This is a genomic window from Allostigmatella hybrida (genome assembly GCF_020103775.1).
GTDB classification, from domain to species: domain Bacteria; phylum Myxococcota; class Myxococcia; order Myxococcales; family Myxococcaceae; genus Hyalangium; species Hyalangium aurantiaca.
Window position 1 is genome coordinate 1,193,070 of sequence record NZ_JAHXBH010000001.1, and the last position, 25,083, is coordinate 1,218,152.

The 25,083-nt window shown below is 70.7% G+C and carries 22 protein-coding genes; 16 read left to right on the forward strand and 6 right to left on the reverse strand.

Going from position 1 to position 25,083, the window contains the following annotated elements; genetic code table 11:
* Positions 1–90: 90 nt before the first annotated feature.
* The 3 genes from KY661_RS04800 to KY661_RS04810 are packed head-to-tail and all read right to left on the reverse strand — an operon-like array spanning position 91 to position 2,553.
* Positions 91–1,026, reverse strand: coding sequence for a proline dehydrogenase family protein (locus KY661_RS04800; RefSeq protein ID WP_075005735.1), 936 nt, complete (start codon positions 1,024–1,026; stop codon positions 91–93).
* Positions 1,023–1,910, reverse strand: a complete 888-nt coding sequence (locus KY661_RS04805) for an alpha/beta fold hydrolase (protein ID WP_225409056.1) — start codon at positions 1,908–1,910, stop codon at positions 1,023–1,025. Before KY661_RS04805 ends, KY661_RS04800 begins: the two co-directional genes overlap by 4 nt.
* Complete coding sequence (locus tag KY661_RS04810; protein WP_225409188.1) at positions 1,903–2,553, reverse strand: lysophospholipid acyltransferase family protein; 651 nt, start codon at positions 2,551–2,553, stop codon at positions 1,903–1,905. Before KY661_RS04810 ends, KY661_RS04805 begins: the two co-directional genes overlap by 8 nt.
* Before the next feature lie 283 nt (positions 2,554–2,836).
* Here KY661_RS04810 and KY661_RS04815 point away from each other — a divergent pair, with 283 nt between their 5' ends.
* From KY661_RS04815 to KY661_RS04865, 11 genes are all read left to right on the forward strand, one after another.
* On the forward strand, positions 2,837–3,253 hold the full coding sequence (locus KY661_RS04815; protein ID WP_225409057.1) for a hemerythrin domain-containing protein: 417 nt from the start codon (positions 2,837–2,839) through the stop codon (positions 3,251–3,253).
* 225 nt (positions 3,254–3,478) lie between these two features.
* Positions 3,479–4,015: a cell wall protein gene (locus KY661_RS04820; RefSeq protein WP_225409058.1), complete on the forward strand. Its 537-nt coding sequence runs from the start codon at positions 3,479–3,481 to the stop codon at positions 4,013–4,015.
* A gap of 180 nt (positions 4,016–4,195) precedes the next feature.
* A complete protein-coding gene (locus KY661_RS04825) occupies positions 4,196–5,071 on the forward strand; it encodes a tryptophan 2,3-dioxygenase (RefSeq protein WP_225409059.1) in 876 nt (291 codons plus the stop codon).
* A 94-nt stretch (positions 5,072–5,165) separates the two neighbouring features.
* Positions 5,166–5,339 carry a hypothetical protein gene (locus KY661_RS04830; protein ID WP_225409060.1) on the forward strand — a complete coding sequence of 58 codons (174 nt, stop codon included), beginning with the start codon at positions 5,166–5,168 and terminating at the stop codon, positions 5,337–5,339.
* A gap of 62 nt (positions 5,340–5,401) precedes the next feature.
* The gene (locus tag KY661_RS04835) at positions 5,402–6,157 is read left to right on the forward strand and encodes a hypothetical protein (protein WP_225409061.1); all 756 of its coding nucleotides are present in this window, start codon (positions 5,402–5,404) and stop codon (positions 6,155–6,157) included.
* 209 nt (positions 6,158–6,366) lie between these two features.
* Positions 6,367–8,280, forward strand: a complete 1,914-nt coding sequence (locus KY661_RS04840) for an OmpA family protein (protein WP_225409062.1) — start codon at positions 6,367–6,369, stop codon at positions 8,278–8,280.
* A 315-nt stretch (positions 8,281–8,595) separates the two neighbouring features.
* Positions 8,596–10,515, forward strand: a complete 1,920-nt coding sequence (locus tag KY661_RS04845) for an OmpA family protein (RefSeq protein ID WP_225409063.1) — start codon at positions 8,596–8,598, stop codon at positions 10,513–10,515.
* 18 nt (positions 10,516–10,533) lie between these two features.
* On the forward strand, positions 10,534–14,862 hold the full coding sequence (gene agmC / locus KY661_RS04850) for an adventurous gliding motility protein AgmC (RefSeq protein WP_225409064.1): 4,329 nt from the start codon (positions 10,534–10,536) through the stop codon (positions 14,860–14,862).
* 189 nt (positions 14,863–15,051) lie between these two features.
* The gene (locus KY661_RS04855; protein ID WP_075005725.1) at positions 15,052–16,518 is read left to right on the forward strand and encodes a response regulator; all 1,467 of its coding nucleotides are present in this window, start codon (positions 15,052–15,054) and stop codon (positions 16,516–16,518) included.
* Between the two features lie 4 nt (positions 16,519–16,522).
* A complete protein-coding gene (locus tag KY661_RS04860; protein WP_225409065.1) occupies positions 16,523–16,918 on the forward strand; it encodes a type II secretion system protein GspG in 396 nt (131 codons plus the stop codon).
* Positions 16,919–17,064: 146 nt separating this feature from the next.
* Positions 17,065–17,652 carry a Fis family transcriptional regulator gene (locus KY661_RS04865; protein ID WP_225409189.1) on the forward strand — a complete coding sequence of 196 codons (588 nt, stop codon included), beginning with the start codon at positions 17,065–17,067 and terminating at the stop codon, positions 17,650–17,652.
* A gap of 36 nt (positions 17,653–17,688) precedes the next feature.
* Here the strand turns inward: KY661_RS04865 and KY661_RS04870 are convergent, their stop codons facing one another.
* Together KY661_RS04870 and KY661_RS04875 are read right to left on the reverse strand one after the other, a co-directional pair.
* Positions 17,689–18,096: a hypothetical protein gene (locus KY661_RS04870; RefSeq protein WP_225409066.1), complete on the reverse strand. Its 408-nt coding sequence runs from the start codon at positions 18,094–18,096 to the stop codon at positions 17,689–17,691.
* Positions 18,097–18,243: 147 nt separating this feature from the next.
* A complete protein-coding gene (locus tag KY661_RS04875) occupies positions 18,244–18,702 on the reverse strand; it encodes a hypothetical protein (RefSeq protein ID WP_225409067.1) in 459 nt (152 codons plus the stop codon).
* Between the two features lie 105 nt (positions 18,703–18,807).
* Here KY661_RS04875 and KY661_RS04880 point away from each other — a divergent pair, with 105 nt between their 5' ends.
* Both KY661_RS04880 and KY661_RS04885 read left to right on the forward strand, forming a co-directional pair.
* Positions 18,808–19,341 (forward strand): O-acetyl-ADP-ribose deacetylase, encoded by a 534-nt coding sequence (locus KY661_RS04880; protein WP_225409068.1) that lies wholly within the window; start codon positions 18,808–18,810, stop codon positions 19,339–19,341.
* Positions 19,338–20,153, forward strand: a complete 816-nt coding sequence (locus KY661_RS04885; RefSeq protein WP_225409069.1) for a methylase — start codon at positions 19,338–19,340, stop codon at positions 20,151–20,153. Before KY661_RS04880 ends, KY661_RS04885 begins: the two co-directional genes overlap by 4 nt.
* On the opposite strand, the gene KY661_RS04890 is transcribed toward KY661_RS04885, so the two are convergent.
* Complete coding sequence (locus tag KY661_RS04890) at positions 20,150–20,716, reverse strand: putative ABC transporter permease (protein WP_225409070.1); 567 nt, start codon at positions 20,714–20,716, stop codon at positions 20,150–20,152. The genes KY661_RS04885 and KY661_RS04890 overlap by 4 nt on opposite strands.
* Positions 20,717–20,862: 146 nt before the next feature.
* Between KY661_RS04890 and KY661_RS04895 the strand changes: the two genes are divergently transcribed.
* The 3 genes from KY661_RS04895 to KY661_RS04905 all read left to right on the forward strand — a co-directional run bounded on the left by KY661_RS04895 (position 20,863) and on the right by KY661_RS04905 (position 25,037).
* Entirely contained in the window at positions 20,863–21,291 is a 429-nt protein-coding gene (locus tag KY661_RS04895) for a hypothetical protein (RefSeq protein ID WP_225409071.1), read from the forward strand.
* A gap of 110 nt (positions 21,292–21,401) precedes the next feature.
* A complete protein-coding gene (locus KY661_RS04900) occupies positions 21,402–21,851 on the forward strand; it encodes a hypothetical protein (RefSeq protein ID WP_225409072.1) in 450 nt (149 codons plus the stop codon).
* 114 nt (positions 21,852–21,965) lie between these two features.
* Positions 21,966–25,037, forward strand: a complete 3,072-nt coding sequence (locus tag KY661_RS04905) for an aminotransferase class I/II-fold pyridoxal phosphate-dependent enzyme (RefSeq protein ID WP_225409073.1) — start codon at positions 21,966–21,968, stop codon at positions 25,035–25,037.
* Positions 25,038–25,083 lie beyond the last annotated feature (46 nt).

Here is a 25,083-nt window from a genome sequence, read left to right on the forward strand (position 1 = left end):
ACAGCCGCCGGGAGAACCGAGGAACCGCGAGGGCCGCCGGGGCTGGCGGGAATCTCCCGGGCTTCCGGGTTTCGCGGCGGGGGCCGTGCGCTAGCCCTTGAGCAGGTTCTTCATCACGAACCAGACGTTGGCGGGGCGCTCGGCCAGCCGGCGCATGAAATACGGATACCAGGAGCGGCCATAGGGCACGTAGATGCGCACCGGGAAGCCGTCCTGGGCCAGGCGCAGCTGCAAGTCCCGCCGAATGCCATACAGCATCTGGAACTCGAAGGCGCCCTTGGGCAGGTGCTGCTTGGCCGCGTACTCCAGCGTGGCGTCCACCATGCGCTCATCGTGCGTGGCGATACCATGATACACGCCGCTGTCGAGCAGCACGCGCATCACCCGGACGAAGTTCGCATCCACGTCCTGCTTGTCTGGGAAGGCCACGCGGGGGCTCTCCAGGTAGGCGCCCTTGCACAGGCGGATGCGCACGCGGCGCGCGCACAGCGCCTGGGCATCGGCCTCCGTGCGCCGCAGGTAGCTCTGGAGCACCGCGCCCACGTGGGCCTCGCCGAACTCCGCGTGCAGCGCGTTCACGGTGTCCAGCGTGGCCTGCGTCACCTCGCTCTGCTCCATGTCGATGCGCACGAAGGACTGGCGCGCGGCGGCCTCGGCCACCACCGTGCGGGCGTTCTCCAGCGCCAGCGCCCGGTCGAACATCAGGCCGCACTGGGTGAGCTTCAGCGAGACATTGGCGCGCACGCCCTGCGCGTCGATGCGCGCGAGCAGCCGGCGGTATTCCCTCACCTCGTCGCGGGTGCCCTCCGGGGTGCGCACCGCCTCGTTGAGGTGGTCGAAGCTGGCCATCATGCCCTGGGCGTTGAGCGCCTTCACCGCCTCCACGGCATCCTCCAATTGCTCGCCGGCGATGAAACGGCTGGCCAGCTCGCGCAGGGGGCCGAGCCGCGTGGCGGCATGTTTCAAACCCTCCTGGCGCGAGAGGAAGAGCAGCGCGGAGCGGGACAGACCGGTGGTGGCGTTCATGGCGTGAGAAGTCCGGAGGCCGGAGCCTGGGAAGGGTGGTCTTGCAGAAAGCCGTCCACGAAGGCGTTGAAGGCTTGCGAATGGCTCATGTACGGCAGGTGGCTGGCCTCGCGGAGCACCTCCAGCCGCGCGCCCGGAATCCGCCGCGCCACGTCGCACGCATCCGACAGGGGCACCAGGTGGTCCCTCGCCCCGTGGAGCACGAGCGTGGGCACGCGCAGCCCCTCCAGGGCCCCCAGGTAGTCCGCGTCCAGGATGTCCCGGAGCCGCCGCAACATCTCCAGCGGGGAGAGGCGCCGGGCCTCGCGGACGATTTCCGCGCGGCCCTCCGGGGGCAGGTACCGCCCGCCGAGCACGCGCGCCACGGTGGGGGCGAAGACAAAGGCGAAAGGCTTGGGAATGCGCACCAGCGTGGACAGGCTCAGCGCCCAGCGCCGCACCCGGTGAACGCTCGTCACCGGAGAGACGAGGATGAGCGCGCTGACACGCTCCGGATGTTTCAGGGCGAAGGCCAGGGAGATGAGGCTTCCAAACGACGAGCCCAGCAAGGCAAAGCGCGGGGGGAGCCCGGCGCTGGGGTCCGCCAGCGCCTCCAGGTTCCACTGCAAGGGCGTATGGGTGAGCGGCGTGCGCAGCGTGGGCGTCCACAAAAGCAGACGGTGCCCGGGGGCCAGGGGCGCCAGGGGCGCGAAGGAGCGGCCCGAGGCCCCCAGCCCCGGCAGACACACCACGGTGCGCGAGGGGTCCTGGCTCCCGTGCGGAAAGGTAAACAGGCGGATGGGCTCGCCGCGCACCCGCCGCTCCTCCATGGGCAGCCCATAGCCGCGCTGGATGTCCTCCAGGGCGGGGACGAGCGCCGGGGCGTGGGAAGGCACCTCAAGCATGGCAGGCCCTCAAGAGCAGACGGCGCACGCTGGCGGCCACCCGGTCCCGGAAGGCCTTCAGCCGGTGCTCGGAGGCATCCGGGGGCGGGGGCGCGTGGGGTTCACCCATGGCGAATGTCATACGCACCGGCAGCGGGAGCAGGCCCAATCCCATCACCAACGGCACACGGTATTTGTCCCGCGCGGAGAGTCTCAGACACAGCCGTTCTTCTCCTGGAGGGTAGAAGAAGGTGTCATCCACGCCGAAGCCGGCGAACGGGACGATGGGCACGCCGGTGCGCGCCGCCAGCTTCACGAAGCCCAGGGCCTGCTCCCAGCGCAGCATGTAGCGGCCCTGGGAGCGCTTGAATACCTCGCGGGCGCCCCCGGGGTAGCACACCACGAGCTGCCCGTCGTTGAGCGCCGTCAGGGCATTGGCCGGGGTGCCCTCCACCCCGCCAATCCACGGCAGCACCGTGCGGACCACGGGAATGCGGAAGAAGCCCCGGTCGGCGAGCCCCAGCGGATAGCGGCCGGTGGCCTGGTGGAGCAGGTGGAAGAAGGCAGGCGTTTCGTATCCCCACACCCCGTGGTTGCCCACCAGCAGCACCGGCCCGCTCCGGGGCAAGTGCTCTGAGCCCAACAATCGAGCCCGGTGATACATCGCCGACAGGGAGGCGCCCGCCTCGGCCAGCCGGAGGACCGCGCGACGGGTGGTAGAGGACAGAGGTTCCAAGCGGCCATGAAAATGGGGACGTCGGGCCCGGATGGCCAGCCCCTCTCTGGCGGCGGATGACAAGCGGACAACCAAGCATGCCCTTTGCCGGGGAGTGGACTTAAGGCTGCTTTTTTCCGGGGGTTTTGCCTCACGCAGTGCTCCCAGGCGGGCAGGGCCGGTGTTTCAAGCGGTTGTCCAAGCTCCTGGGCATGCGGATGGTTGTGAGGCCATGGGTCCTTTCGACATCCTGTCCGGACAGCACCGCGAGTTGGAGGAGCGCCTGGAGGCCCTCGTCTCGGAAGAGGGGGGGGAGGGGGAGGCGGAGGCGCGCACCCGGGAGCTGGCCGCGTTGATCCGGCTGCACGGGCGGCTGGAGGAGCGCCACCTGCAGCCGCTGATCCTCCGCTTCGAGGGGCGCGACCGGGCCCGCGAGGAGTTGGAGGATCATCTGACGCTGGGGGAGCTGGCCGAGGAGCTGGAGGAGCTCACCCCCGGAGGGCCCGAATGGCTGGCACGTCTCACGGCCCTGGGCGACCTGCTGGTGGCGCATATGCAAGAGGAGGAGGCAGCGCTCTTTCCTCGCATTGCTACATGCCTGAATGCTCGCGAGGGCGAGGAATTGCTCCGCGGGCTCGCGTCCTCCTGAGGAGGCGCTGGGAGGGCTTTGGGATCAACTTCCGGCGCTTGTCCGGTGCTGGAAGCGCCGCGTTGGGGGCCTTGAGCCAGGTCAGGATGATGAGGCTCATGTGACAATGCCTCAAAAGACAATCGACAATTGCGCGCGTGACAGATATTGAAGCGCCTGGAACGGTTCGAAGCGCTTTTTTTACCTGTCTCAAGCACACATTTCGGTACAAGAGGTTGGCCGCGCATGTCTGTCGACAAAGCTTTCCGTGAGATGATCCGCAACGAAATCGAAGTTCAGCTCAAGCCCCTGCGCGCGGTGGTCTCGCGCCTGGAGGCCGGCACGTCGGACCTGGAGTCGCTGCGCAGCGTGGTGGAGCGGCTGGCGCCGGTGGCGCAGGCCATCTCGCCGCTGTTCGGCGCGCAGGCGCCCAAGACGGGCAAGCGTCCCCCGGGCCGTCCGCCGCGCGCCGCGGCCCCCGCCGCGTCGAGCGCGTCGAGCGCGTCGAGCTCCTCTGGCTCCACCGGCAAGCGCCGGGGCCGCAAGCCTTCCGAGGACGGCGCGCGCGAGTGCGCGATCCGCGGCTGCGGCTCGCCGAGCCGGACCAAGGGCTACTGCGCGGCGCACTACCAGAAGCTGCGCATGCTGACGAAGACCAACCGCCGCCCGAACGCTTGGGTGGATTACGCGCCGGCCAACAGCGTCGAGGACGTGAAGCTGCCGCGTGGCCGCGCCGCCGCCAAGGCGCTCGCCGAGGCCGCCCAGAATGGTGGCGCGTCGTAAAGCAAGCTTCCGCAGTGCTGAACACATGAGCAGTCTTTGAGCGCTCCATTCCGTGGACAAACCCTCTCGCCGTCCGGGAAGGTGTTCCGGAAGGAAGCTCTCTTGGGGAGCGCGGCCCTGTCTCTCCTGGCGCGGCCGCGTCACCCCTACCATTGCGCCCAGCGGCGTGGCGGAGCATGAATGCCACCCATGAACAAGCGCGAGATGGAGCCAGGAATCGTCACGGAGCTGGCCGGCCACACCACCTACGGTGAGTATCTGCAACTGGACCGGCTGCTGGCCGCTCAGGTGCCCCGCTCCCAACCCCCCCATCACGATGAGATGTTGTTCATCGTCCAGCATCAGACGAGCGAGCTGTGGATGAAGCTGCTCATCCACGAGCTGACGGCATGCATCCGGTATGTCCAGGCGGACAAGCTGGAGCCCTCGTTCAAGATTTTCGCGCGCGTGGGGCAGATCCAACGGATGCTCTTCGAGCAGTGGAGCGTGCTGGAGACGCTCACCCCCAACGAGTATCTGGAGTTCCGCGCCGCGCTGGGCCACGCCTCGGGCTTCCAGAGCTTCCAGTATCACGCGCTGGAGATGCTCCTGGGGATGAAGGACGCGAAGACGCTCAAGCCCTTCGTGCACGTGCCGGCGCAGCACGCCGAGCTGGAGCGGCTCCTGGAGTCTCCCAGCCTGTATGACGAGTTTTTGCGTCACCTGGCGCGCATGGGGCACCCGGTGCCGCAGGACCGGTCGCAGCGCGACTGGCGCCAGCCGTATGAGAAGAGCCCCGGGGTGATGGAGGTGTTCCGCCGCATCTACGAGAACACCGAGCGTTACTGGGATGCGTACGAGATGTGCGAGAAGCTGGTGGACACCGAGGAGCGGTTTCAGCTCTGGCGTTACCGTCACATGATGACAGTGATGCGCATCATCGGGTTCAAGCAGGGCACGGGGGGCTCCTCCGGGGTGAACTTCCTGCGCAAGGCCTTGGACATCCGTTTCTTCCCGGAGCTGTGGGACGTGCGTACCGAGCTGGCGCCGCCCCCCGTGCGCCGCTCTCCTGCCTAGGTGCCCCCGGGGCGAGCCCCGCCCGCGTCCTGCTCGGGTGGGCGCCGCGCCCTAGGTTGGAGGCCTGGACCGCTGTCTGAAGAGGGACACCGCCATGGCCGAACACGACAGACCGAAGCAAGAGCCCGCCCTGCCCGAGGACGAGGGCGGCCCCCAGCGCCAGGCCGGCGACCGGCCCGTGCCCACCCCCGGACACATCGGCCACTTGCCCGATGACGCGCCGGGGCCCGGCAAGCCCGTTGTTTTTCCGCCCCACGAGCCGCGTTGAGTGGCGAGCGTTGCGCGGCGGTGGGGCTCGGCCCGGGGCGGGGGCTTTGGTAGACCCGGGGCATGTTCCCGCTCGCCGTGGTTCTGGCCGTGCTCGCCGCCCCTCCACCGGCCGTCACGGCGTGGGCCCAGCAGGCGTGTCCGCTGCCCAAGGGGGAGGCGGCCTCCAACGCGGAGTTCAAGGCCCAGCAGGCCGAGCGGGTGGCGTGTCTCGAGCGCGCGATGAACCGGGGGCTCGACAAGGTGCTGCGCCCGCTCAAGAAGAAGGATGCCGGCGCGTTCGAGGCGTGGATGGGCTTGCAGGCCGACTTCCTCCGCTGGGCCAGCGAGGCCTGTGCCACGCTGGAGGATGCCCGGTGGATTCATTTACACGCTGGGGCTCGCTCCATGGGCACCTCGTACGGCAGCGCCGAGCGTGAGTGTCTCCAGGCCCAGTATGCCTGGCGCGGCTTCTTCGCGGAGGGCTGGAGCCGGGGCGAGTGGAAGGCCCTCTTTTCCGTGCTCGAGGCGTCCGCGCGCCAGGGGGCCCGGCGCCAGGAGGCGCTGGCCCAATACACCGAGCGCGTGGCCGCCGCCGCCCGGCGCGCCTCCGTCAAAGCCAGCCCCCAGGACTCGCCCTCGCGCGCCCTCACCCCGGAGGAGTGGACGCGGTATCTCAGCCGGTTGAGCCGCATCTCCCATGTGCCGCAGGCACTCGCCGGGCGCCAGTGCGCCCTGATGCCCAAGCCCAGCACGTCCTGCCCGCCGCTGCTCATGTCTGGTTTCATGGATCCCCTGGACTTCCAGGAAGTACTGGGCGCGTCCGCGGACACGCGCTGAGCCGGATGCCGCAGCGTGTCGTCGCGGAGCGGGGCAGGGCCCGCGCGCGAGGGCTGTGCCGGGAGGCCAGATCCAGGGTTTTTCTCTTTACAGCGAGGTGAAACCTCGACTTGTGTGCGCGCGCTGATAATGAGCCGGGGGAGGCCGGTCCCTTGGGGCCCCGAGGACTGCCCTCCAGCGCCGACGCCACTGTCTCAAGGGATGACTGTATGAACCAACCCACTTTCTTGCCCACCCGACCGTTGATGCGGTTGAGCCTTCTCTCCGCGCTGGCGTTGAGCACTTCCGCGCTGGCCCAGCCCGCCGGTTTGCCGGAGTTCGAGGTGGAGCGCCTCGAGTTCAATCCCAGTGGCGCGGGCTCTCTGGTGCTGGGCACCGGCCAGTTGCTGCCCGGCGAGCGCTTCCGCTTCGCCCTCATTGGCCACTACGAGAACCGGCCCCTCACGCCGTCCATCGCGGATGTGAATGGGGAGAATGGCTTCCGCGAGGTGCCGCTGATCACCCACCGCACCACCGCGCACCTGCTGGCCGCCTACGGCTTGGGTGGCAACCTGGAAGTCGGGTTGCAGGTGCCCGTCATCCTCAGCAATGAGCAGGGCAACCTGGCCAACACGCCCTTTGGCACGCCCGAGGGCGGCCTGAAGCTGGGCACCCCGCTGGCCACCTTCAACATCGGCGTGCTCTCCCAGTCCGAGACCATTCCGGTGGACCTGGCCGCCGGCGTGAGCATGGGCCTGCCGCTGGGCAGCGACAAGGCGCTGGCGCGCGAGAGCGGGCTGCGCGCCATTCCCCGCATCATGGTGGGCCGCGAGAGCGACGGGTTCCGCACCGGCTTCGAGGTCGGCGCCGCGCTGCGCCCGCGCGTCACCATCGGCGCAGGGGAGAGCAGCGAGGCGTACAACACGCTGCGCCTGGGCACCTCCGTGGCCACCGTGGGCGAGGGCGTGCGCTACGAGGGCAACCTGCTCCTGAACATCCCCTTCGGCACCGAGTCGCTGTCCGCCGAGGCGCTGGCGGGCGTGCGCAGCCCCATGTCCAACGACGTCGAGGTGTTCGCCATGGGCGGCATGGGCTTCGGCGGCACGCTGGGCACCCCGGACTTCCGCGTCATCCTCGGCGCGGCCTACGGCGGCATGCCCGCGCGCTGCGTGGCCGGTGGCAAGCACACGCCCGCGCAGTGCCCGGACCTGGATGACGACGGCGACAACGTGAAGAACCGCGACGACTCCTGCCCCACCGAGGGCGGGAAGGTGGACACCAAGGGGTGCCCGCTCGCGGATGCCGACAAGGATGGCGTCGAGGACGCGGCCGACAAGTGCCCGCAGGTGGCCGGTACGGCCGCCGCCCAGGGCTGCCCGGACCGGGACGGCGACAGCGTGCAGGACGCCGAGGACAAGTGCCCGGCCGCCGCGGGCCCCGCCGCGAACCAGGGCTGCCCGGACAAGGACGGCGACGGCATCGAGGACTCGGCGGACCGCTGCCCGACCGAGGCCGGTCCCGCCGAGCGCCAGGGCTGCCCCATCAAGGACGCGGACAACGACGGCGTGCTGGATGAGCAGGATTCCTGCCCCAGCGAGGCGGGCCTGCCCGAGCTGAAGGGCTGCCCGGCCAAGGACGCGGACAATGACACGCTGGCCGACCACCTGGACAACTGCCCCAACGAGGCGGGCCCGGTGGACAACCAGGGCTGCCCCGCCAAGCAGAAGCAGCTGGTGGCCATCCGGCAGGACCGCATCGACATCAAGGAAGCCGTCTACTTCGACAGCGGCAAGGCGACCATCCAGGCCCGCTCCAACGCGCTGCTCGACCAGATGGCCAAGCTGCTGAACGAGCACCCGGAGATCGTCTCCATGCTCATCGAGGGCCACACGGACGACAGCGGCGCGGCCGACTTCAACCGCACCCTGTCCAAGCAGCGCGCGGACGCCGTGCGTGACTACCTCGTCAAGAAGGGCGTGGCCGCCGAGCGCCTGGAGACCCAGGGCTTCGGTCCGGACCGCCCGGTGCAGCCGAACACCACCCCTGCGGGCCGCACCGCCAACCGCCGCGTGGACTTCATCACCCGCTACGCGAACGCCGAGCCTGCCGCCGCCACCCCGGAGATGCAGCCGCAGCAGCCGTAAACCCGGCATAGCCAGGGTGTCCTGAGCGATAAGAAGGCCGAGGTCCGCTGCCCCGCCGGGCAAGCGACCTCGGCCTTTGTTTATATTAAAGAGGGCTTGCCTCTGGGTTACCTCCCCAGGCGGGCAGGGTAGGCTTTCTGTGGATGGTGGAACTTTTCCTAGACACCCGGTGCGGCCCCGGGTCTGCTCGCGGCCGCAGAACCCCTTTGGGGGCGGGTGACGCAGCCCATGCCGATTCCAGACCGATGTGCCGCCCCGCCTTCGAGCACCGAGGGCTCTCCCCCGCCTCATCTCTTCAGCAGGAAGAACCACGACATGATTGATGCTTCGCTCTCCACGGGCCCGTCGCGGGCTCCCGGCCGCCGTGTGCGCTGGGGCGGCCTCCGCTGCCTGCCGGCGCTGGCGGGTTGTCTCCTGCCGCTGCTGAGCGCCACCGCGCTGGCTCAGCCCGCGGGACTTCCCGAGATTGAAATCGAGCGGCTGTCGCTGAATCCCAGCGGCGCGGGCTCGCTGATTCTGGGCACCGGCGAGCTGCTGCGGGACGGGGGCTACCGGTTCTCCCTCACGGGCCACTACGAGAATGATCCGCTCGTGCTCTTCGAGGGCGACGAGCGCGTGGGGCCCGTGGTGCAGCACCGGGTGACGGGCCACCTGGCGGGCGCGTACGGCCTGTCGGACATGTTGGAAGTGCAGTTGCAGGTGCCCGTGCTGCTGATGCAGCGCGGAGAGGACCTGACCGCGCGCGGCGTGGGCCGTCCCGAGGAGGGGCTGGCGCTGGGCACCCCGCTGGTGGGCCTGCGGTTGGGCGTGCTGTCGCAGCGCAATGGCGACCCGCTGGACCTGGCGGTGGGCGTGAACGTGGGGCTGCCGCTGGGCAACGCCGACTCGCTGGCGCGCGAGCCCTCGCTGCGGGCCACCCCGAGCGTGATGCTGGGCCGCCGCTTCGGCTTCCTGCGCGCCGCGCTCGACGCGGGGGCGCTGCTGCGGCCTCGCACCCTGTTCAGTGATGACGCCGATGTGCGCGACGAGGTGGGCGATGCGGTCCGCCTGGGCGCGGTGCTGGCCACCACGGACGAGGGGCTGCGCGGCGAAGTGGATGTCATTGGCATGATTCCCTTCCGGCGCGAGGGGGCCAACATCGAGGCGCTGGCCGGTGTGCGGCTGCCGCTGGGCGGCCACTTCGAGGCCTATGCGCTGGGCGGGGTGGGGTTTGGAGAGTCTCCGGGCACGCCCACCTTCCGCGGCCTGGTAGGCCTGGCGGTGGGCAGCGGCGCCCCGGCGGCGTGCGTGGCGGGGGGCAAGCACACGCCCTCGCAGTGCCCGGACCTGGATGACGACGGCGATGGGGTGAAGAACCGGCAGGATGCGTGCCCCACGGAGGGCGGCACGGGTGAGGCTCAGGGCTGCCCCGTGCGTGAGGTGGATTCGGACGGGGACGGCATCCTGGATGTCCGCGATGCGTGCCCCACGGTGGCGGGCGAGGCCGTACATGAGGGCTGCCCGGACACCGACAAGGACGGCATTCCGGACGCGGCGGATCAGTGTCCGTCGGAGGCGGGCCTGGCTGCGTTCCAGGGGTGCCCGGACACGGACCGGGACGGGCTGAAGGACTCGCAGGACGCGTGCCCCACGGAGGCGGGTCCCGCCGAGCGCAAGGGCTGCCCCGTCAAGGACACGGACGGGGACGGCGTGCTGGATGCGCAGGATGCCTGCCCGAGCGAGGCGGGCCTGAAGGAGCTGAAGGGCTGCCCAGCGAAGGACACGGACAACGACACGGTGGCCGACCACCTGGACAATTGCCCGAGCGAGGCGGGCCCGGCGAACAACCAGGGCTGCCCCGCCAAGCAGAAGCAGCTCGTGGCCATCCGCCAGGACCGCATCGACATCAAAGACACGGTCTACTTCGACAGCGGCAAGGCGACGATCCAGCGCCGCAGCTACAAGCTGCTGGATCAGGTGGCCAAGCTACTGAAGGAGCACCCGGAGATGGAGAACATCACCATCGAGGGCCACACCGACAACGTGGGCAAGCCCGAGGCGAACCTCCGGCTGTCCCAGCACCGCGCCGAGGCGGTGAAGGACTACCTCGCCCGGAAGGGCGTGGCGCCGCAGCGTCTGGAGGCGAAGGGCTATGGACAGGAGCGGCCCATTGCCCCCAACACCACTCCGAAGGGGCGGGCTACCAACCGCCGCGTCGAATTCCTCACCACGACCCGCGAGGGCGCGCAGCAGTAATCGCGGGAGACGACCCACATGAAATCAGCCTTCTTGAAGAACTCCTTGCGCACCGCGCTCCTGGCGCTTCTGGCCTGCGCGCTGCCCGTGCTGGCCGCTCCTGACAACGTCCTGTTGGGCACCGGGCGGGACGGGGCTTTCACCGCCGCTTCGGCCAATCAGGTCATCAACCGCTATGCCCAGGTGACGGCGCCCCGTGCGCCGGGCGATACGTCCATCACCGTGCTGGATGCCACGGGCTTCGCCGCGGGCGACCTGGTGATGGTCATCCAGATGACGGGCCTCGTCCCCGAGCCGCCTTCGGGCTCGGCGGCGCCCATTGATCTCAGCAACGACCCGGTGGGCCGCTGGGAGTTCGCGCGCCTGGCCTCGGTGTCGGGCACGACGCTGACGCTGACGGCACCGCTCATTCACTCGTACGCCGCGAACGTCACCCAGGCGGTGCGGGTGCCCGAGTACATCACGGTGATCATCGGCTCGGGCCGCACCCTCACCGCGGATGCTTGGAATGGAAGCACCGGTGGCATTTTGGCCTTCCTGGCCACGGGCGCCGTGACGAACACGGGCGGTATCAACGTCTCGGGCAAGGGGTTCCGGGGCGGCAAGCCCGTGGTGGACTCCAGCGGCACCACGGGCTGTTCTGTTCTGGAACTGGACCTTGAGCCCCCCTATGGGGCGCAGAAGGGTGAAGGCATTGCCATCACCCGGTATGGTCCCTCGCAAACTGGCCGGGGCCGGGTTGCCAATGGCGCCGGTGGCGGTGTGTGCTTCAAGTCCGGCGGTGGTGGCGGTGGTAACGCGGGGGCCGGTGGCCAGGGTGGAAACAGCTTCCTGGACGAGTTTGGAACGCCAGACAGCGGGAACCGGCCGGTGGGCGGTGAGGGCGGTGTGGCGCTGACGCTCTCGACGCTCGCGCAGGGCGACCATCTGCTGATGGGCGGTGGCGGTGGCGCGGGGCACTCCGTGGACGGCACCAGCCGGGCGGGCGGTGAAGGTGGCGGTATCCTCTTCATCCGGGCCCAGCAGCTCTCCGGGACGGGCACGGTCACGGCCAACGGATTGCCCTCGACGCCCAGCAGCGGTACGGATGCTGCGGGCGGTGGCGGTGCAGGCGGTAGCATTTACATGCGGTTGTCTTCTCCGACGCTTCCTCCGATTCCTCCCCCCTGCGGCATCATGCAGGCCGTGGGTGGCCGAGGTGGCGAGGCGGAGCTCGAGGTCGGTCCTGGAGGTGGTGGTGGCGGTGGCCGCATCTACTACCAGCGGGCGGGCACGGGAACTGCGTGTTTCCCTGCGGGTACGGCGGCCAATGGTTCCAATCCCGGCAGCCAGCTCAACCCGGATGTGGGGCTCGCCTATGGCGCGACGGCCGGTACCAACGGCACCCAGACCCGGGTTCCTGGTTCCTACCCCACGGTGCTTCCGCCCACGCCCGTAGTGGTGACGCCGGCCAACGGCTCGACGACGAACAACCCTACGCCCAGCTACAGCGGCACGATTCCGACGACCTTCCCTGCGGGCACCCAGGTGGCCGTGTTCGTGGATGGCGCTCAGGTCGCCCTGGTGACGCCGTCGGCTTCCGGCGCCTGGACCGCTTCGCCCGGCACGACGCTGGGCCAGGGGCCGCACACCGTCTATGCCGTGGCTTTCCTCCCGGATCAGGTGGTGTATGGCAATCCGAGTAACACCAATACCTTCACTGTAGACAGCGTTCCCCCGGCCGCGCCCGTGGTGACGACGCCCGCCAACGGCTCGACCACCAACGACAACACGCCTACCTACAGCGGCACGGCCGAACCGGGCAGCACCGTCGCCATCATCGTGGATGGCACGACCGCGGGCACCGCCATCGTGGATGGCAGCGGCAACTGGACCTTCACGCCCACCACGCCGCTGTCCGAGGGGCCGCACACGGTGAGCGCCACGGCCTCGGACACCGCGGGCAACGTCAGCCCCCCGTCCAACACCAATAACTTCATCGTGGATGCCACCGCGCCGGCCGCGCCCGTGGTGACGACGCCCGCCAACAACGCGGTCATCAACGACAGCACGCCCACGTACAGTGGCACGGCGGAGCCGGGCAGCACCGTCACCGTCATCGTGGACGGCGTTCCGGTGGGCACCGCCACCGCGGATGGCAGCGGCAACTGGAGCTTCACGCCCACCATGCCGCTGGGAGAGGGCCCCCACACGGTGAGTGCCACGGCCGCGGATGCCGCGGGCAACACCAGCCCCGCCTCTCCCACCAACGTCTTCATCGTGGATACCACCGAGCCGGTCGCGCCCGTGGTGGTGACGCCCGCGAACTTCTCGACCACCAGCGACAACACGCCGACCTACAGCGGCACGGCCGAGGCTGGCAGCACCGTCAACGTCATCGTGAATGGCACGTCCGTGGGCACCACCACCGCGGATGGCGGCGGCAACTGGACCCTCACGCCCACCACGCCGCTGCTGGACGGGCAGTATTCGGTGAGCGCCACGGCCACGGACAACGCGGGCAACACCAGCCCCTCCTCCAACACCAATGTCTTCACCGTGGACACCACCGCGCCGGCCGCGCCCGTGGTGACGACGCCCGCCAATGGGTCGCTCATCAACGACAACACGCCCACGTACAGCGGCACGGCGGAGCCCGGTAGCACCGTCACCGTCATCGTGGATGGCAACCCGGTGGGCACCGCCACCGCGGATGGCAGCGGCAACTGGACCCTCACGCCCACCACGCCGCTGTCCGAGGGGCCGCACACGGTGAGCGCCACGGCCACGGATGCCGCGGGCAACACCAGCCCTGCCTCCAACACCAACACCTTCACCGTGGATGCCACCGCGCCGGCCGCGCCCGTGGTGGTGACGCCCGCAAATGGCTCGACCACCAGCGACAACACGCCCACCTTCTCGGGCACCGCCGAGCCGGGCAGCACCGTCAACGTCATCGTGGATGGCACGTCCGTGGGCACCACCACCGCGGATGGCGGCGGCAACTGGACCTTCACGCCCACCGCGGGCCTGTCCTCCGGCCCCCACACGGTGAACGCCACGGCCACGGATGCCGCGGGCAACACCAGCCCCGTCTCCAACACCAACACCTTCACCGTGGACGCCGATCCGCCGAGCGCGCCCGTGGTGGTGACGCCCGCCAATGGCTCGCTCACCAACGACAACACGCCCACCTTCTCGGGCACCGCCGAGCCGGGCACCACGGTGACGCTCTCCCTGGATGGCACCGAGTTCGCCACCGGCATCCCCGTGGATGCGAGCGGCAACTGGAGCTACACGCCCACCACGCCGCTGGCCGATGGCACCTACGCCGTGAGCGCCGTGGCCATCGACGCGGTCGGCAACGCCAGCGAGGCCTCCAACACCAACACCTTCACCGTGGACGCCACGGCCCCCGCCGCACCGGTCATCACCTCGCCGGCGGATGGGTCCAGCACCGGGGATTCCACGCCCACCATCTCGGGCACCGCGGAGCCGGGCACCACCGTGACGGTCATCATCGACGGCACGCCCGTGGGCACCGCCCCCGTGGACGCCAGCGGCAACTGGACCTTCACGCCCCCCACGCCGCTGCCCGAGGGCCCGCACACCGTCACCGCCACGGCCACCGATCCGGCGGGCAACACGGGCCCCGCGTCCCAGCCTGTCGATTTCATCATCGATGAGAGCCTGCCCGGGACGCCGGAAGTCACCAGCCCCACCAACGGCTCGGCGACCAACGACCCCACGCCCGTCATCGCCGGCACCGCGGAGCCGGGCAGCACCGTGACGGTTATCATCGACGGCACGCCCGTGGGCACCGCCCCCGTGGACGCCGCGGGCAACTGGACGTTCACGCCCCCCACGCCGCTGGCCGATGGCCCCCACACCGTCACCGTCACCGCCACGGACACCACGGGCAACGTCAGCGCCCCCTCCACCCCGGTCACCTTCACCGTGGACACGGCCGCGCCGGAGACGGAGATCGTCTCCGGGCCCGAGGGCTCCACCCCGAGCACGGATGCCACGTTCACCTTCTCCTCCAACGAGGAGGGCGTGACGTACGAGTGCAGCCTGGACGGCGGGGACTTCGTGCCCTGCACCAACCCCGTCACCTTCCCGGGGCTGGCCGAGGGCGGCCATGTCCTCGAGGTGCGGGCCCGGGATGCGGCCGGCAACGTGGACGACTCCCCCGCCACCTGGACCTGGACCGTCACCGGTTCGGGCGAGGAGCCCACCCCGGGCGATGACCTGAACTTCCTCGGCGACGGCGTCGGTTGTGCGTCGGCGGGGAGCTCGCCGTCCTCCCTGGCGGTGATGGGCCTGGCGCTGCTCGCGGCGCTCGGCTTCCGCCGCCGCCGGGCGTAGGCTCCGGCGGTTTCTGGCTCGGCCGCCGGTGGAGAGTTCCCCGGCGGCCGTCTCACCTGGGGGGTGGGACCGGGCCCCGAAGCCCGGGAATCCAGGGCCCCCTGGGGGCTCCGCGAGGGGCCTGCCGGGCAGGCCTTCACTCTCGGCTCACCCCGCGTGGGCCCGATGGGGTACGATCCAACCCACGCGATGAGCTCCTCCAGCCCCCTTTTCGGCGATCTTCTGCTCAAGCTTGGCATCGTCACGCCCAGCCAGGTGCAGGAGGCGCTTGCGCTTCAGCCCCGCACGGGCCAGCGCGTGGGCGAGGCGCTCATCTCCCTGGGCTACGTCACCCGGGCACAGCTCCACGACGCGCTGAGCGAGGCGCTGGGGCTCAACAACGAGAAGGGCCCCGCGCACCCGCCCCTGGGCGAGCTCCTGGTGGGCCTCAAGTACATCTCCCTGGGCCAGCTTGAGGAGGCGCTCGCCTTCCAGCGCAAGGATGGGCGCAAGCTGGGCGAAATCCTGGTGGAGATGGGCCACTGCACCTACCGGCAAATCTACGAGGCGCTGAGCCTCCAGGGCCGTATCTCCGGCCGCCAGGAGGCGCCCCGCCAGGTGCTCCAGGGCCACCACCGGGTGATGGTGGTGGATGACAGTCCGCTCGCGTGTGACTTCGTGAAGGAGGGGCTGGAGGCGCTGAGCCTGGGCTACGAGGTGATGTGCTTCCAGGACCCGTACGAGGCGCTGGAGCAGGTGGGCAAGGTGCAGCCGGCCATCGTCCTGTCGGACCTGGACATGCCGGGCATCGACGGGCTGGAGCTGTGCTGGCGGCTGAAGGAGAGCCCCTCCCGGCAGGTGCCCGTCATCATCCTCACCGCCAACGACAGCGAGGCCGAGCGCGTGAAGGGCCTGCGCGCCGGGGCCGACGACTACGTGAACAAGTCGGCCTCCATGGCGGAGCTGTCCGCGCGCATTGAGAGCGTCATGCGCCGCACGAGCGAGACGGAGCGCATGCGCAAGCTGTTCGCGCGCTACACCTCGGACGCGGTGGTGGAGGAGATCCTCAAGAGCCCGGACACCGTGGTGCTCACCGGCGAGAAGCGCGAGGTGACGGTGCTCTTCGCGGACATCCGCAACTTCACGGGCCTGGCCGAGAGCCTCCCTCCTGAGCAGGTGGTGGGCGTGCTCAACCAGGTGCTGGGCCGGCTCTCCGACGCGGTGCTCACCTGCGGCGGCACGCTGGACAAGTTCCTCGGCGATGGGCTGATGGCGGTGTGGGGCGCGCCCGTGCACCGCACGGACGATGCGCTCCGGGCGCTCCAGGCCGCGAAGATGATGATGTCGGCCATGGTGGAGCTGCGCCAGGCGGCCCAGGCCGAGTGGGCCGCCAACGAGCGCCTGGGCCGGCCGCTGGTGCTGGAGCTGGGCATCGGCATCAACTCGGGGCTGGCGGTGGCCGGCAACATCGGCGGCTCCATGCGCACCGAGTACACGTGCATTGGCGATGCGGTGAACGTGGCCGCGCGCCTGTGCGCGCTCGCGGGCCCGGGGGAAATCCTCGCGGGCGAGCGCACGCGGGCGCTCGTCTCCAACCGGGAGATGCCCTTCGAGGACTTGCCCCCGGTGCGGCTCAAGGGCAAACAGCAGCCCGTGCCGCTCTACCGCGTGTTGTGAGGCCATGACCGAAACCCCCGCGCAGCTTGCTCCCAGCCCCCGCCCGGCGCGGCTGCTCCTCGTGATTGCCCTGATTCTGTGCGCCGTCGCCGTGCCCACTTCCCTGGCGCTGCTGGGAAAGCAGGACCCCTCGTACGCGCTCGTCCACGCGGACTTCGCGGTGCTGAAGGCCGCGGCGGAGAAGTACCGGGCCGCCCACGGCACGCTGCCCGAGGAGGGCTCGCTCGACTTCCTGGTGCCCGAGTTCCTCCCGGAGCTGCCGCTGGACCCCTGGGGGCGCCCCTACGTGTTCCTGTACAACGGCCGGCAGGTGTTCCTGGCCACCTTCGGCGCGGACGGGCAGCGCGGCGGCTCCGGGGCGGAGCAGGACCACACCATTCACGATGGCCATTCGCCTTGAGTCCCAGGTCTCCCTGAACGCCCGTTCAGTTTGGGGAGTCCCAGGCCGGAAAATCGGCCCCGCGGGGCAAGCCCCGTTCGACGGACAACCCACCGGGGCGTTAGACTGGGGGGTACCTGACTTACAGGGAAGGAAGGTCTGCCGTGTTGAATCCCCGCGGGTATGGCGAAGAGGAGTTGGTCTCCAACCGCGCGTCTCTGCTGCTCTACGGGGGAACGGAGGAGGAGCGGCGTTCCTGGGCGCAGGAGGCGGCGTACCACTTCGAGCACGAGGGCGCGCTGGTGGAGGTCCGCCAGGCGGCGGAGCTGGCCCCGGCGCTGCAACGCCCCAAGGGCGTGGTGTTCATTCCGGATGTGTCCAAGCTGGGCCGGGAGGCCCAGGGCGCCATCTTGCGGTGTCTGCAGACGCAGGAGGAGCGGCCCAAGCTGGTGGTCGCCATCCTGGGCTCGGCGGAGGCGGCGCTGGAGCGCGGGGTGCTGCGCGATGACTTGCACTACCGGCTGCACCAGGCGCAGGTGAACCTGGCCCAGCCCGGGCTGCGCGAGACGCTGAAGGAGCGCTGGGCCCGGCTGGCGGAGCTGCGCGCGGTGAAGGAGGCGGAGGCGCGCGCGGCGGCCGAGCGGGATTTGCAGGCGGCGATGAACCGCGCGCCCGGCACGGTGACGCGGCTCACGCCCCAGCAGCGCAAGGCGCAGGGCGCGAAGCCCTCGGCGCGCAAGACGGGCCGCCGGTAGGGAGGCCCGTCGAGGGGTGAGGCCCTTCGGGGAGCCTCAGGATTGGAGCTGGAGGGCCACGAGCTGGAAGTTGCCCTCCACGTGGGCGAAGCCCAGGCGCTCGGCGCGCTTCACCACCGCGTCGAGCACGGTGTAGCCCAGCAGCATCTTGAAGCCGAGCCTGCGGGCCTCGTCGCTCACCGCCTTCACGATGGCGTCGATGGCCACGCTGCGCTCCTCGCGGCTCAGCTCCGGGGCGGCCACGAGGTTCTCAATCCAGGCCACCGCGCTGTCCGTGCGGTACAGGAAGCCCGCGGCCTTGCCGGGGAGGATGTAGCCCGTCTGCGGCAGGATGTCCGCGGTGAGCACCTCCTTGCGGGCCTGGTTCCAGTGGAGGATCTGCTCGAAGTGCAGCTCGCGCACGAACAGGATGGGGCGCAGCGTCTCACCACCGGCTTGGGACATGGAGGGCTCCCGGCGGCCGGAGCATCGGCGGGGCGGAAGGCCACCGCCCGTCCGGGCCGGGAGACGTGCTAGTCCAGCGCGCCGGGATGAGCAATGCGCGCGGCGCGCCAGGGCTCCGCGTGAGCGGTGGGCCCCGGCGCGGACGGCCTAGCGGCCGGTGTGCATGTGCTTCTGCCCACGCTTGGCCTTGAAGGCCGGCTTGGCCTCCTTGGCTGCCGCCTTGGAGGGCTTGGTGCGCTTGGCGGAGGCGGCCGGCATCGTCTTGCGGCCCGCGTCGCGGCCCATCACCGCGGCCGGCGCCTCGGGGAGGTTGGCCGGGGCGGCGCTGCGCTTGGACTGCTTGGCCACGGGCGCGTCGCTGGCCGGCGGGGTGTTCACCACCGGCGCGGCGGCCTTGGGCGTGGCGGTCTGCTTGGATGCGGCGGCCTTGCCACGGCCCAGCTTCTTCTGAATCGTGTCCACCGTCTTCACGGCGGCCACGGTGGTCTCCACGATGGCGCGGGCACCCCGGGTGCCGGCCTTGGTCGCCACTTCCGCGCCCCGCGTGCTCACCTTGGCCGCGGCCTTCTTGACCTTCTCCACCAGGTTCCGCCTGAGCGTTGCCATGACTGTCCTCACTTGAGAGAAATCTCGGTTTGTTGCCAAAGGTAGTCATGAAGCGGTGAGTGGGAAGCGGGGGAGGGGCGGATCCTCCTCAGAGGAGTGGAGGCCATGCGGCTGGAGCTTTGGCTTGGAGACATCACGGCGGTGGCGGCGGACGCCATCGTCAACGCGGCGAACAGCTCGCTGCTGGGCGGCGGGGGCGTGGATGGCGCCATCCACCGCGCGGCGGGGCCGGAGTTGCTGGAGGCGTGCCGCACGCTGGGGGGGTGCCCCACGGGCGAGGCGCGCATCACCCGGGGCTACCGGCTGCCCGCGCGCCACGTCCTCCACACGGTGGGGCCGCGCTGGCAGGGCGGGGAGCGGGGCGAGCCGGCGCTGCTGGCACGCTGCTACCAGAGCGTCTTCGCGCTGGTGGAGGCGCACGGGCTGCGCACGGTGGCCTTTCCCTCCATCTCCACGGGCATCTACGGGTACCCCCTCGCGCAGGCGGCGCGCATCGCGCTGCGGGAGATTCACGCGGCGCTCGCGCGGCTGCCCGCGGTGGAGAAGGTGACGGTGGTGCTCTTCAGCCCGGCGGACCTGGAGGTGTACCGGCAAGCCCTGGCGGACGTGCCGGGAGCCCGGGGAGGCGTGCCCGGGTGAGCGAGGCTCCCGAGCGCCGGACGCGTGGCCGCACGTCCCGCTCCCGGCTGCGGGCGCTGGATGCGTACCTCGTGCACGCCGAGCGTCCACTGCTGGAACGGCAGGAAGGACCGTGGGACGAGGCCGCCTTCCTGGACGTGGGCTTCGGCGAGCACCCGTGGACGACGCTGGAGAGCGCCGAGGCGTTCCGGGCGTTGAACCCCCGGTTGCGCGTCATCGGCGTGGAGGCGGATGCCGGGCGGGCGGCGGCGGCGGCCCCCCACGCGGCGGCGCACACCCACTTCCGGCACGGGGGCTTCGGCTGGGCGCGCGAGGCGGGGCAGCCGGTCCGGCTCGTGCGGGCGATGAACATCCTGCGCCAGTACCGGCCCGAGGAGGCCGCGGCGGCGCACGCGGAGCTGGGCGAGGCGCTGCTGCCCGGGGGGCTGCTGGTGGAGGGCAGCACGGATGGGCCGGGGGGCATCACCGTGGCGTACCTGCTGCGGCGGGAGCCCGGGGGGCTGCACCGCGAGGCGCTGCTCTTCCACACGGACTTCCACCAGGGCTTCGCGCCGCTGCTCTTCCGGGACTGGCTGCCGGTGGACTGGCGCCGGCGCCTGGCGCGGGGCTCGGCCCTGCACGAATTCTTCGCGGCCTGGACGGCGGCGTGGACCGAGGCCCGGGCCCACGGGGCAAGCACCCCCGAGGCGGGCTTTCTCCAGGGCGCCCAGCGGCTGGCCCACACCTGTCCGGGCGTCAGCCCCGAGCCGTGGCTGTGGGAGCGCGGCTACCTGCGCTGGCAGCCTCCGGGGGGCGTGCCCCGCCCGGGCTAACCGCGGCCCGCACCCACGCCCGCATATAATGATGCGGGGGCCTCCAGGGCCGCCGGAGGCTCGGCCGCCGCCGGGGCCACGGGGGCCCACACGTGAACCCGGCTCACCAGGGTGAACAGGAACTCACACATCCACGCACACATGAACCAGTACGGGGCGTAGTCGAGGCGAATCAGCCCGTGCACGCTGGCCCACGAGGCGGAGTAGTCCCAGGGGCAGAGGCCCACCACGGCGAGGAGCACCGCGCCGGTGGTGTACTCCACCGCGAAGCACAGGAGCATGCCCAGGGTGGCGCGCAGCAGGCGGCTCAGCCCGGCGCGCTTCATCACCCCCACGAGCTGCTCGCCCAAGAGCAGGCCCATGCCCCAGATGGGGTGCATCCACAGGTAGGAGTAGCCCCGGAGCCGGAGGTCTCCCGCGCCCGTGGCCAGGTCCACCAGCGAGGTGAAGAGGCACTCGATGCACCAGCCCACCAGGCCGTAGACGATGAAGCGGGCCACGGGGCCCAGCGGCTGCCCTCCAGCCCCTGGCGGCGTCTCGCTTCTGCTTCCCCGTCCGATCATCCCTGGCCTCCCCACGCCGAAGCTGAGAGGCAAAATGGTTTCCCTGCGTGGGTACGGCAAGGTCCACCCGGGAGGAAACTTGCGCTTAAAAAGAAAACCCGGGCAGACTGTCAACACTTCTTCACACTTGCCCGGAGCCCTCTGTCATGTCCCAGGACGCCCCCCGCCCCAAGCGTGGTCTCAAGCGGCCCATCGAAGTGGTCCGCGCCGAGCTGCTCAAAGACGCCGACACCAAGCGCATCGCCAAGTCGGTGGGCATGGAGCTGGAGGCGTACGTGGAGCTGGTGCTCGAGTACGCCCAGGACAAGGACAAGGAGCCGATGATCGCCGTGGTGAGCGACGAGGAGCTCCACGCCAAGGGCTTCCAGACGCCCACCAACGAGGACGTGGCGAAGCTGCTCACCAAGGCCGCCAAGGGCGAGCTGGGGGTGAACGAGGAGTTCGAGAAGTCGGAGTTCTCCGACGCGCGCGCCGCGAAGGGGCCCTCGCTGACGGGCGATGCGGCCAACCCCACGGGCCTCAAGACGGACCCCGCGCTGCTGGAGCAAATCAAGAAGAACAGCTCGAAGGGTTAGGATCAGGAAAGTGAAATCGGGAGGAAACCTTTATTCAGGCCCCCCGACAATTCAATCAAAGCTTCACCCCTTCCAAAAAACCCTTCAAGAGTTCGAAAGCGAGTCCAGTCATGGGCGGAGTCGTCAAGGCAGTTGGCAAGGCTGTCGGCAAGGTCGCGGAGACGGTTGGCAACGTGGCCGGCAAGGTCGCCGAGGTCGCCAAGGGCGTCGTGAACATCGGTTCGCAGGTCCTCAACTTCGCCAGCAAGGGCCTGGGCGCCCTGACCCAGCCCATCAAGGATCTCGCGGGCGGGTTCCTGGACAAGCTCCCGTTCGGTCTGGGCAAGTTCCTCAAGCCCCTGGCCGAGGGCCTCATCGACAACGCCGCCTCGTTCCTGTCCGGCCCGGTGAACGCCGGCATCGGCCTGCTCAGCAAGGCGCTGCCCACGGTGGGCAAGATCGCCGACTTCGCCAGCACCATCAAGGGCGTGGCGGACCAGGTGGGCGCGCTGGCCAACCCCCTGGCGCAGAACAACTTCGCCAACACCATCGCCAGCGCCCACGCGCAGCACATCTTCTAGTGCTTCGCGCCCCGTAAAGGCGCGATGGTTCACACAGCGAGGGCCTGTCCCGATGAGGGACGGGCCCTTCGCCTTTTGGGGCGCGGAAGGCCCCCCTAGACTCCCGGCCCCACCATGGCCACCTACCCTGAGTCTCCCCGGGAAGCCTTCCAGCAACTGCGCGCCCTGTCCGGACGGCTCGCCGCGCCCGGGCACCGCCCCCAGGCGCTCGCCGAGCTGAGGGCGCTGGCGGAGCTGTCCCGGGGCAAGCCCGAGGGGGCGCCGCTGCGGCTCACCTCGGTGGTGGTGGCGGTGGGCTCCTCGCAGGAGCGGCTGGAGCTGCTCCTCTTGCCCTCCATCTTCGCCCCCGAGGCCTGGGCGCACACCTTCCTGGAGGGGCTGCTCAAGGTGCCCCTGGACGAGTACGCGGGAAAGCGGCTCGTGGAGGTGGGCTCGGGCTCGGGGTGGATCTGCCTGGCCCTGGCCCGCTTCACCCGGCTGGCGCACGTGCTGGGGGTGGACCTCAACCCGCATGCGGCCCCCCTGGCTTGGTGCAACGCCTGGCTCAACGGGGACGAGGCGCTGGTGGCGCGGCTGTCCTTCGGGGAGAGCGACCTGCTGCGCCAGGTGCCCGCCACGCAGCCGTGGGACTTCGTGGTGGGGTGCATTCCCCAGGTGCTGCGCGGCGAGGGGCTGCCCGCGGAGGTGTCCCAGGCGGATGAGCAGGCCCTGTATGACTTGTCCAACTACTGCGCCATCCAGAACGTCTACGAGGACCACTTCGGCCTGGGGCTCAACGCGCGGCTCCTGGATGAAGTCCCCGAGCGCCTGGCGCTGGAGGGGCGGCTGCTGCTCAACCTCGCGGGGCGCCCGGGGCGGGCCATCATCGAGCGCATGTTCACCCGGCGGGGCTTCACCACCCGGGTGCGCGTGGCCCGGCGGGTGATGCAGGCGGCGGACACGGACATCCGCCCGCTGGTGGCGCTGGAGCAGCGCACGCGCAGCGAGTTCGAGTTCTTCATGGAGGCCCACAGCCCCGAGCCGCTCCGGGCCTCCACCGCGCTGGGGTGGCTGTCGGCGGGCCACCCCATCTGGCACGAGGTGGCGGTGTGGGAGGCGCGGCTCGCGCTGCCCCGCGAGACGCTGGCGCTGCGCGCGGCCCTGCGCGGGCTGGGCGCCTCCCGGTTGCAGGAGGAGCTGGACCTGGCGAACGCCCCGCCGGAGCAGCTCGGCTTCGTGGCGGCGCTCGCCGAGCGCCTCGCCCACACGCCCCTGTTGCCCTATGCGCACGAGGCCGGGGACGGCACCCTGCGCCAGCTCGTGGCGCGCTACCTGGGGCGCTTCTTCGACTTGCGGCTGTCGGAGGAGGAGATCTTCATCGCGCCCGAGCGCGAGCAGGCCGTGTACTCGCTGCTCCTGTCCACCTGTGACGAGGGGGATGGGGTGCTGGTGTCCCACAACCTGCACGCCGTGTACGCGCCGGTGCTGGAGAAGGCGGGGGTGCGCGTCACCGTCACGCACAACTCGCTGGGGGAGATTCGCCAGCTGCTCGGCGCCTTCGACGTGAAGGTGGTGCTGCTGGCGGTGGAGCCGGGCGAGCGGACGAACATGGCCGAGCTGCGCGGCATCCTGGAGGAAGCGGAGCGGCGCGGCATCCTCGTGGTGCTCGACGAGAGCGCCTTCTTCAACATCACCGCCGAGGTGGAGCCCCGCACGCTCTTCGAGTTCCTCGCCCGGGAGCCGCACCCCTCGCACCTGGTGGTGCTGTACGGGCTCATCAAGAACGCCGTCTTCCCGGACTGGGAGCTGACGCTGCTCTTGCCGGTGCCCGCGCCGCTGCGGGCGGCGCTGGAGGTGGCCGCGGAGGTGACGTACTCGCGCATCAGCACGCTGGTGCAGTGGTTCTACGAGCGCACCTTCGCGGAGCTGCTCTCCTTCCGCATCGCCTTCACCGAGCCGCCGCCGCCCCCTGCGCGCGGGGAGCCTGCGGTGCCGCCCCCGCGCTCCCGGCGCATCGCGCGGCTCGCGGACTTTCCCGCCTTCGCGCCCCGGGTGTTCCGCGAGGAGGACCCGGAGCTGATCCGCCTGGACTACGGGGAGAACGAGTCCCCGCTGCCCGCGCCGCTGATGGAGGGGCTGGTGGCGGCCTGCGCGGCGCCGAGGGACGCGGGCGCGCAGCATGGGCTGGCGGAGGCCGTGGCGGCCTTCCTGCTGGAGACGCGCGGGGTGCGCTACGAGCCCGGGGACATCACCCTGGCGCCCGGCGTGTGGCCGCTCATGCACCACGTGGGGGTGGCGCTGCGCCGGCTGCTGGGGCGCGCGCCGCGCGTCTTCCTGGCGAGCCCCTGCTACGGGGTACTGCCCCCCACGTGGGCGTCGGTGGGCGCGGCGCTGGACGTGGCGCCCTTGAGCGCGCTGTCCGAGCGCCGGGGGACGAGCGCCCCGGACGTGGTGGTCATCTCCCAGCCGGCGAACCCCGGGGGCAGCTACCTGTCGCACGAGGAGCTGGTGGCGCTGGCCACCTACGTGGTGGAGCAGCGCTGCTGGCTGGTGTCGGACGAAATCTTCGGGCTGGTGAACCTGAGCCACCCGGCGGCGGAGACGGCGCACGGGCCGGTGGGGCTGGAGGCGACGGTGCCGGGCATCGGGGCGCGGACGGTGGTGCTCGGCGGCCTGTCCAAGGAGTTCGCCGCCGGCGGGCTGCGCGTGGGGTGGATGGCGGCGCGGGACCGGGCGCTGACGGAGGCGGTGCGGCAGAGCGCGCCCGGGGTGATGCACCTGGCCACGGCGCGGGCGGCCTCGCGGCTCTATGCGGCGTATGCGCGGGGGCCGGAGGGCAAGCTGCTCTACCCGGAGCGCCACCAGGCGCTGCGGGAGTTCCTCGCGCACATGCGCAGGGATTTGGCCGAGAAGCGGGCGCTGCTGGCCGAGGTGCTGCCCCGCGAGGGCGAGGAGGAGACGGTGCAGGCCGGCGGGCTCTTCCTCGCGCCCCGGATGACGGCTTGGTTGGGCCGGGAGGTGGACGGGGTGCGGCTGACGCGGGAGAACCTCCCGGCGGTGGTGTACGCGCACACGCACGTGGTGCTCAACGGCGGGGCGTGGTGTGGAGACCCCGAGCGGGTGCGCGCGGTGTTCTCGCTGCCCCGCGAGACGCTGCAGCGGGCGCGCGAGCGGCTGGAAGCGTTCGGCCGGAAGCTGCGCGGGTGAGCCCGCCGGAAAGAAAAGACCCCAGCCACCGGAAGGTGCTGGGGTC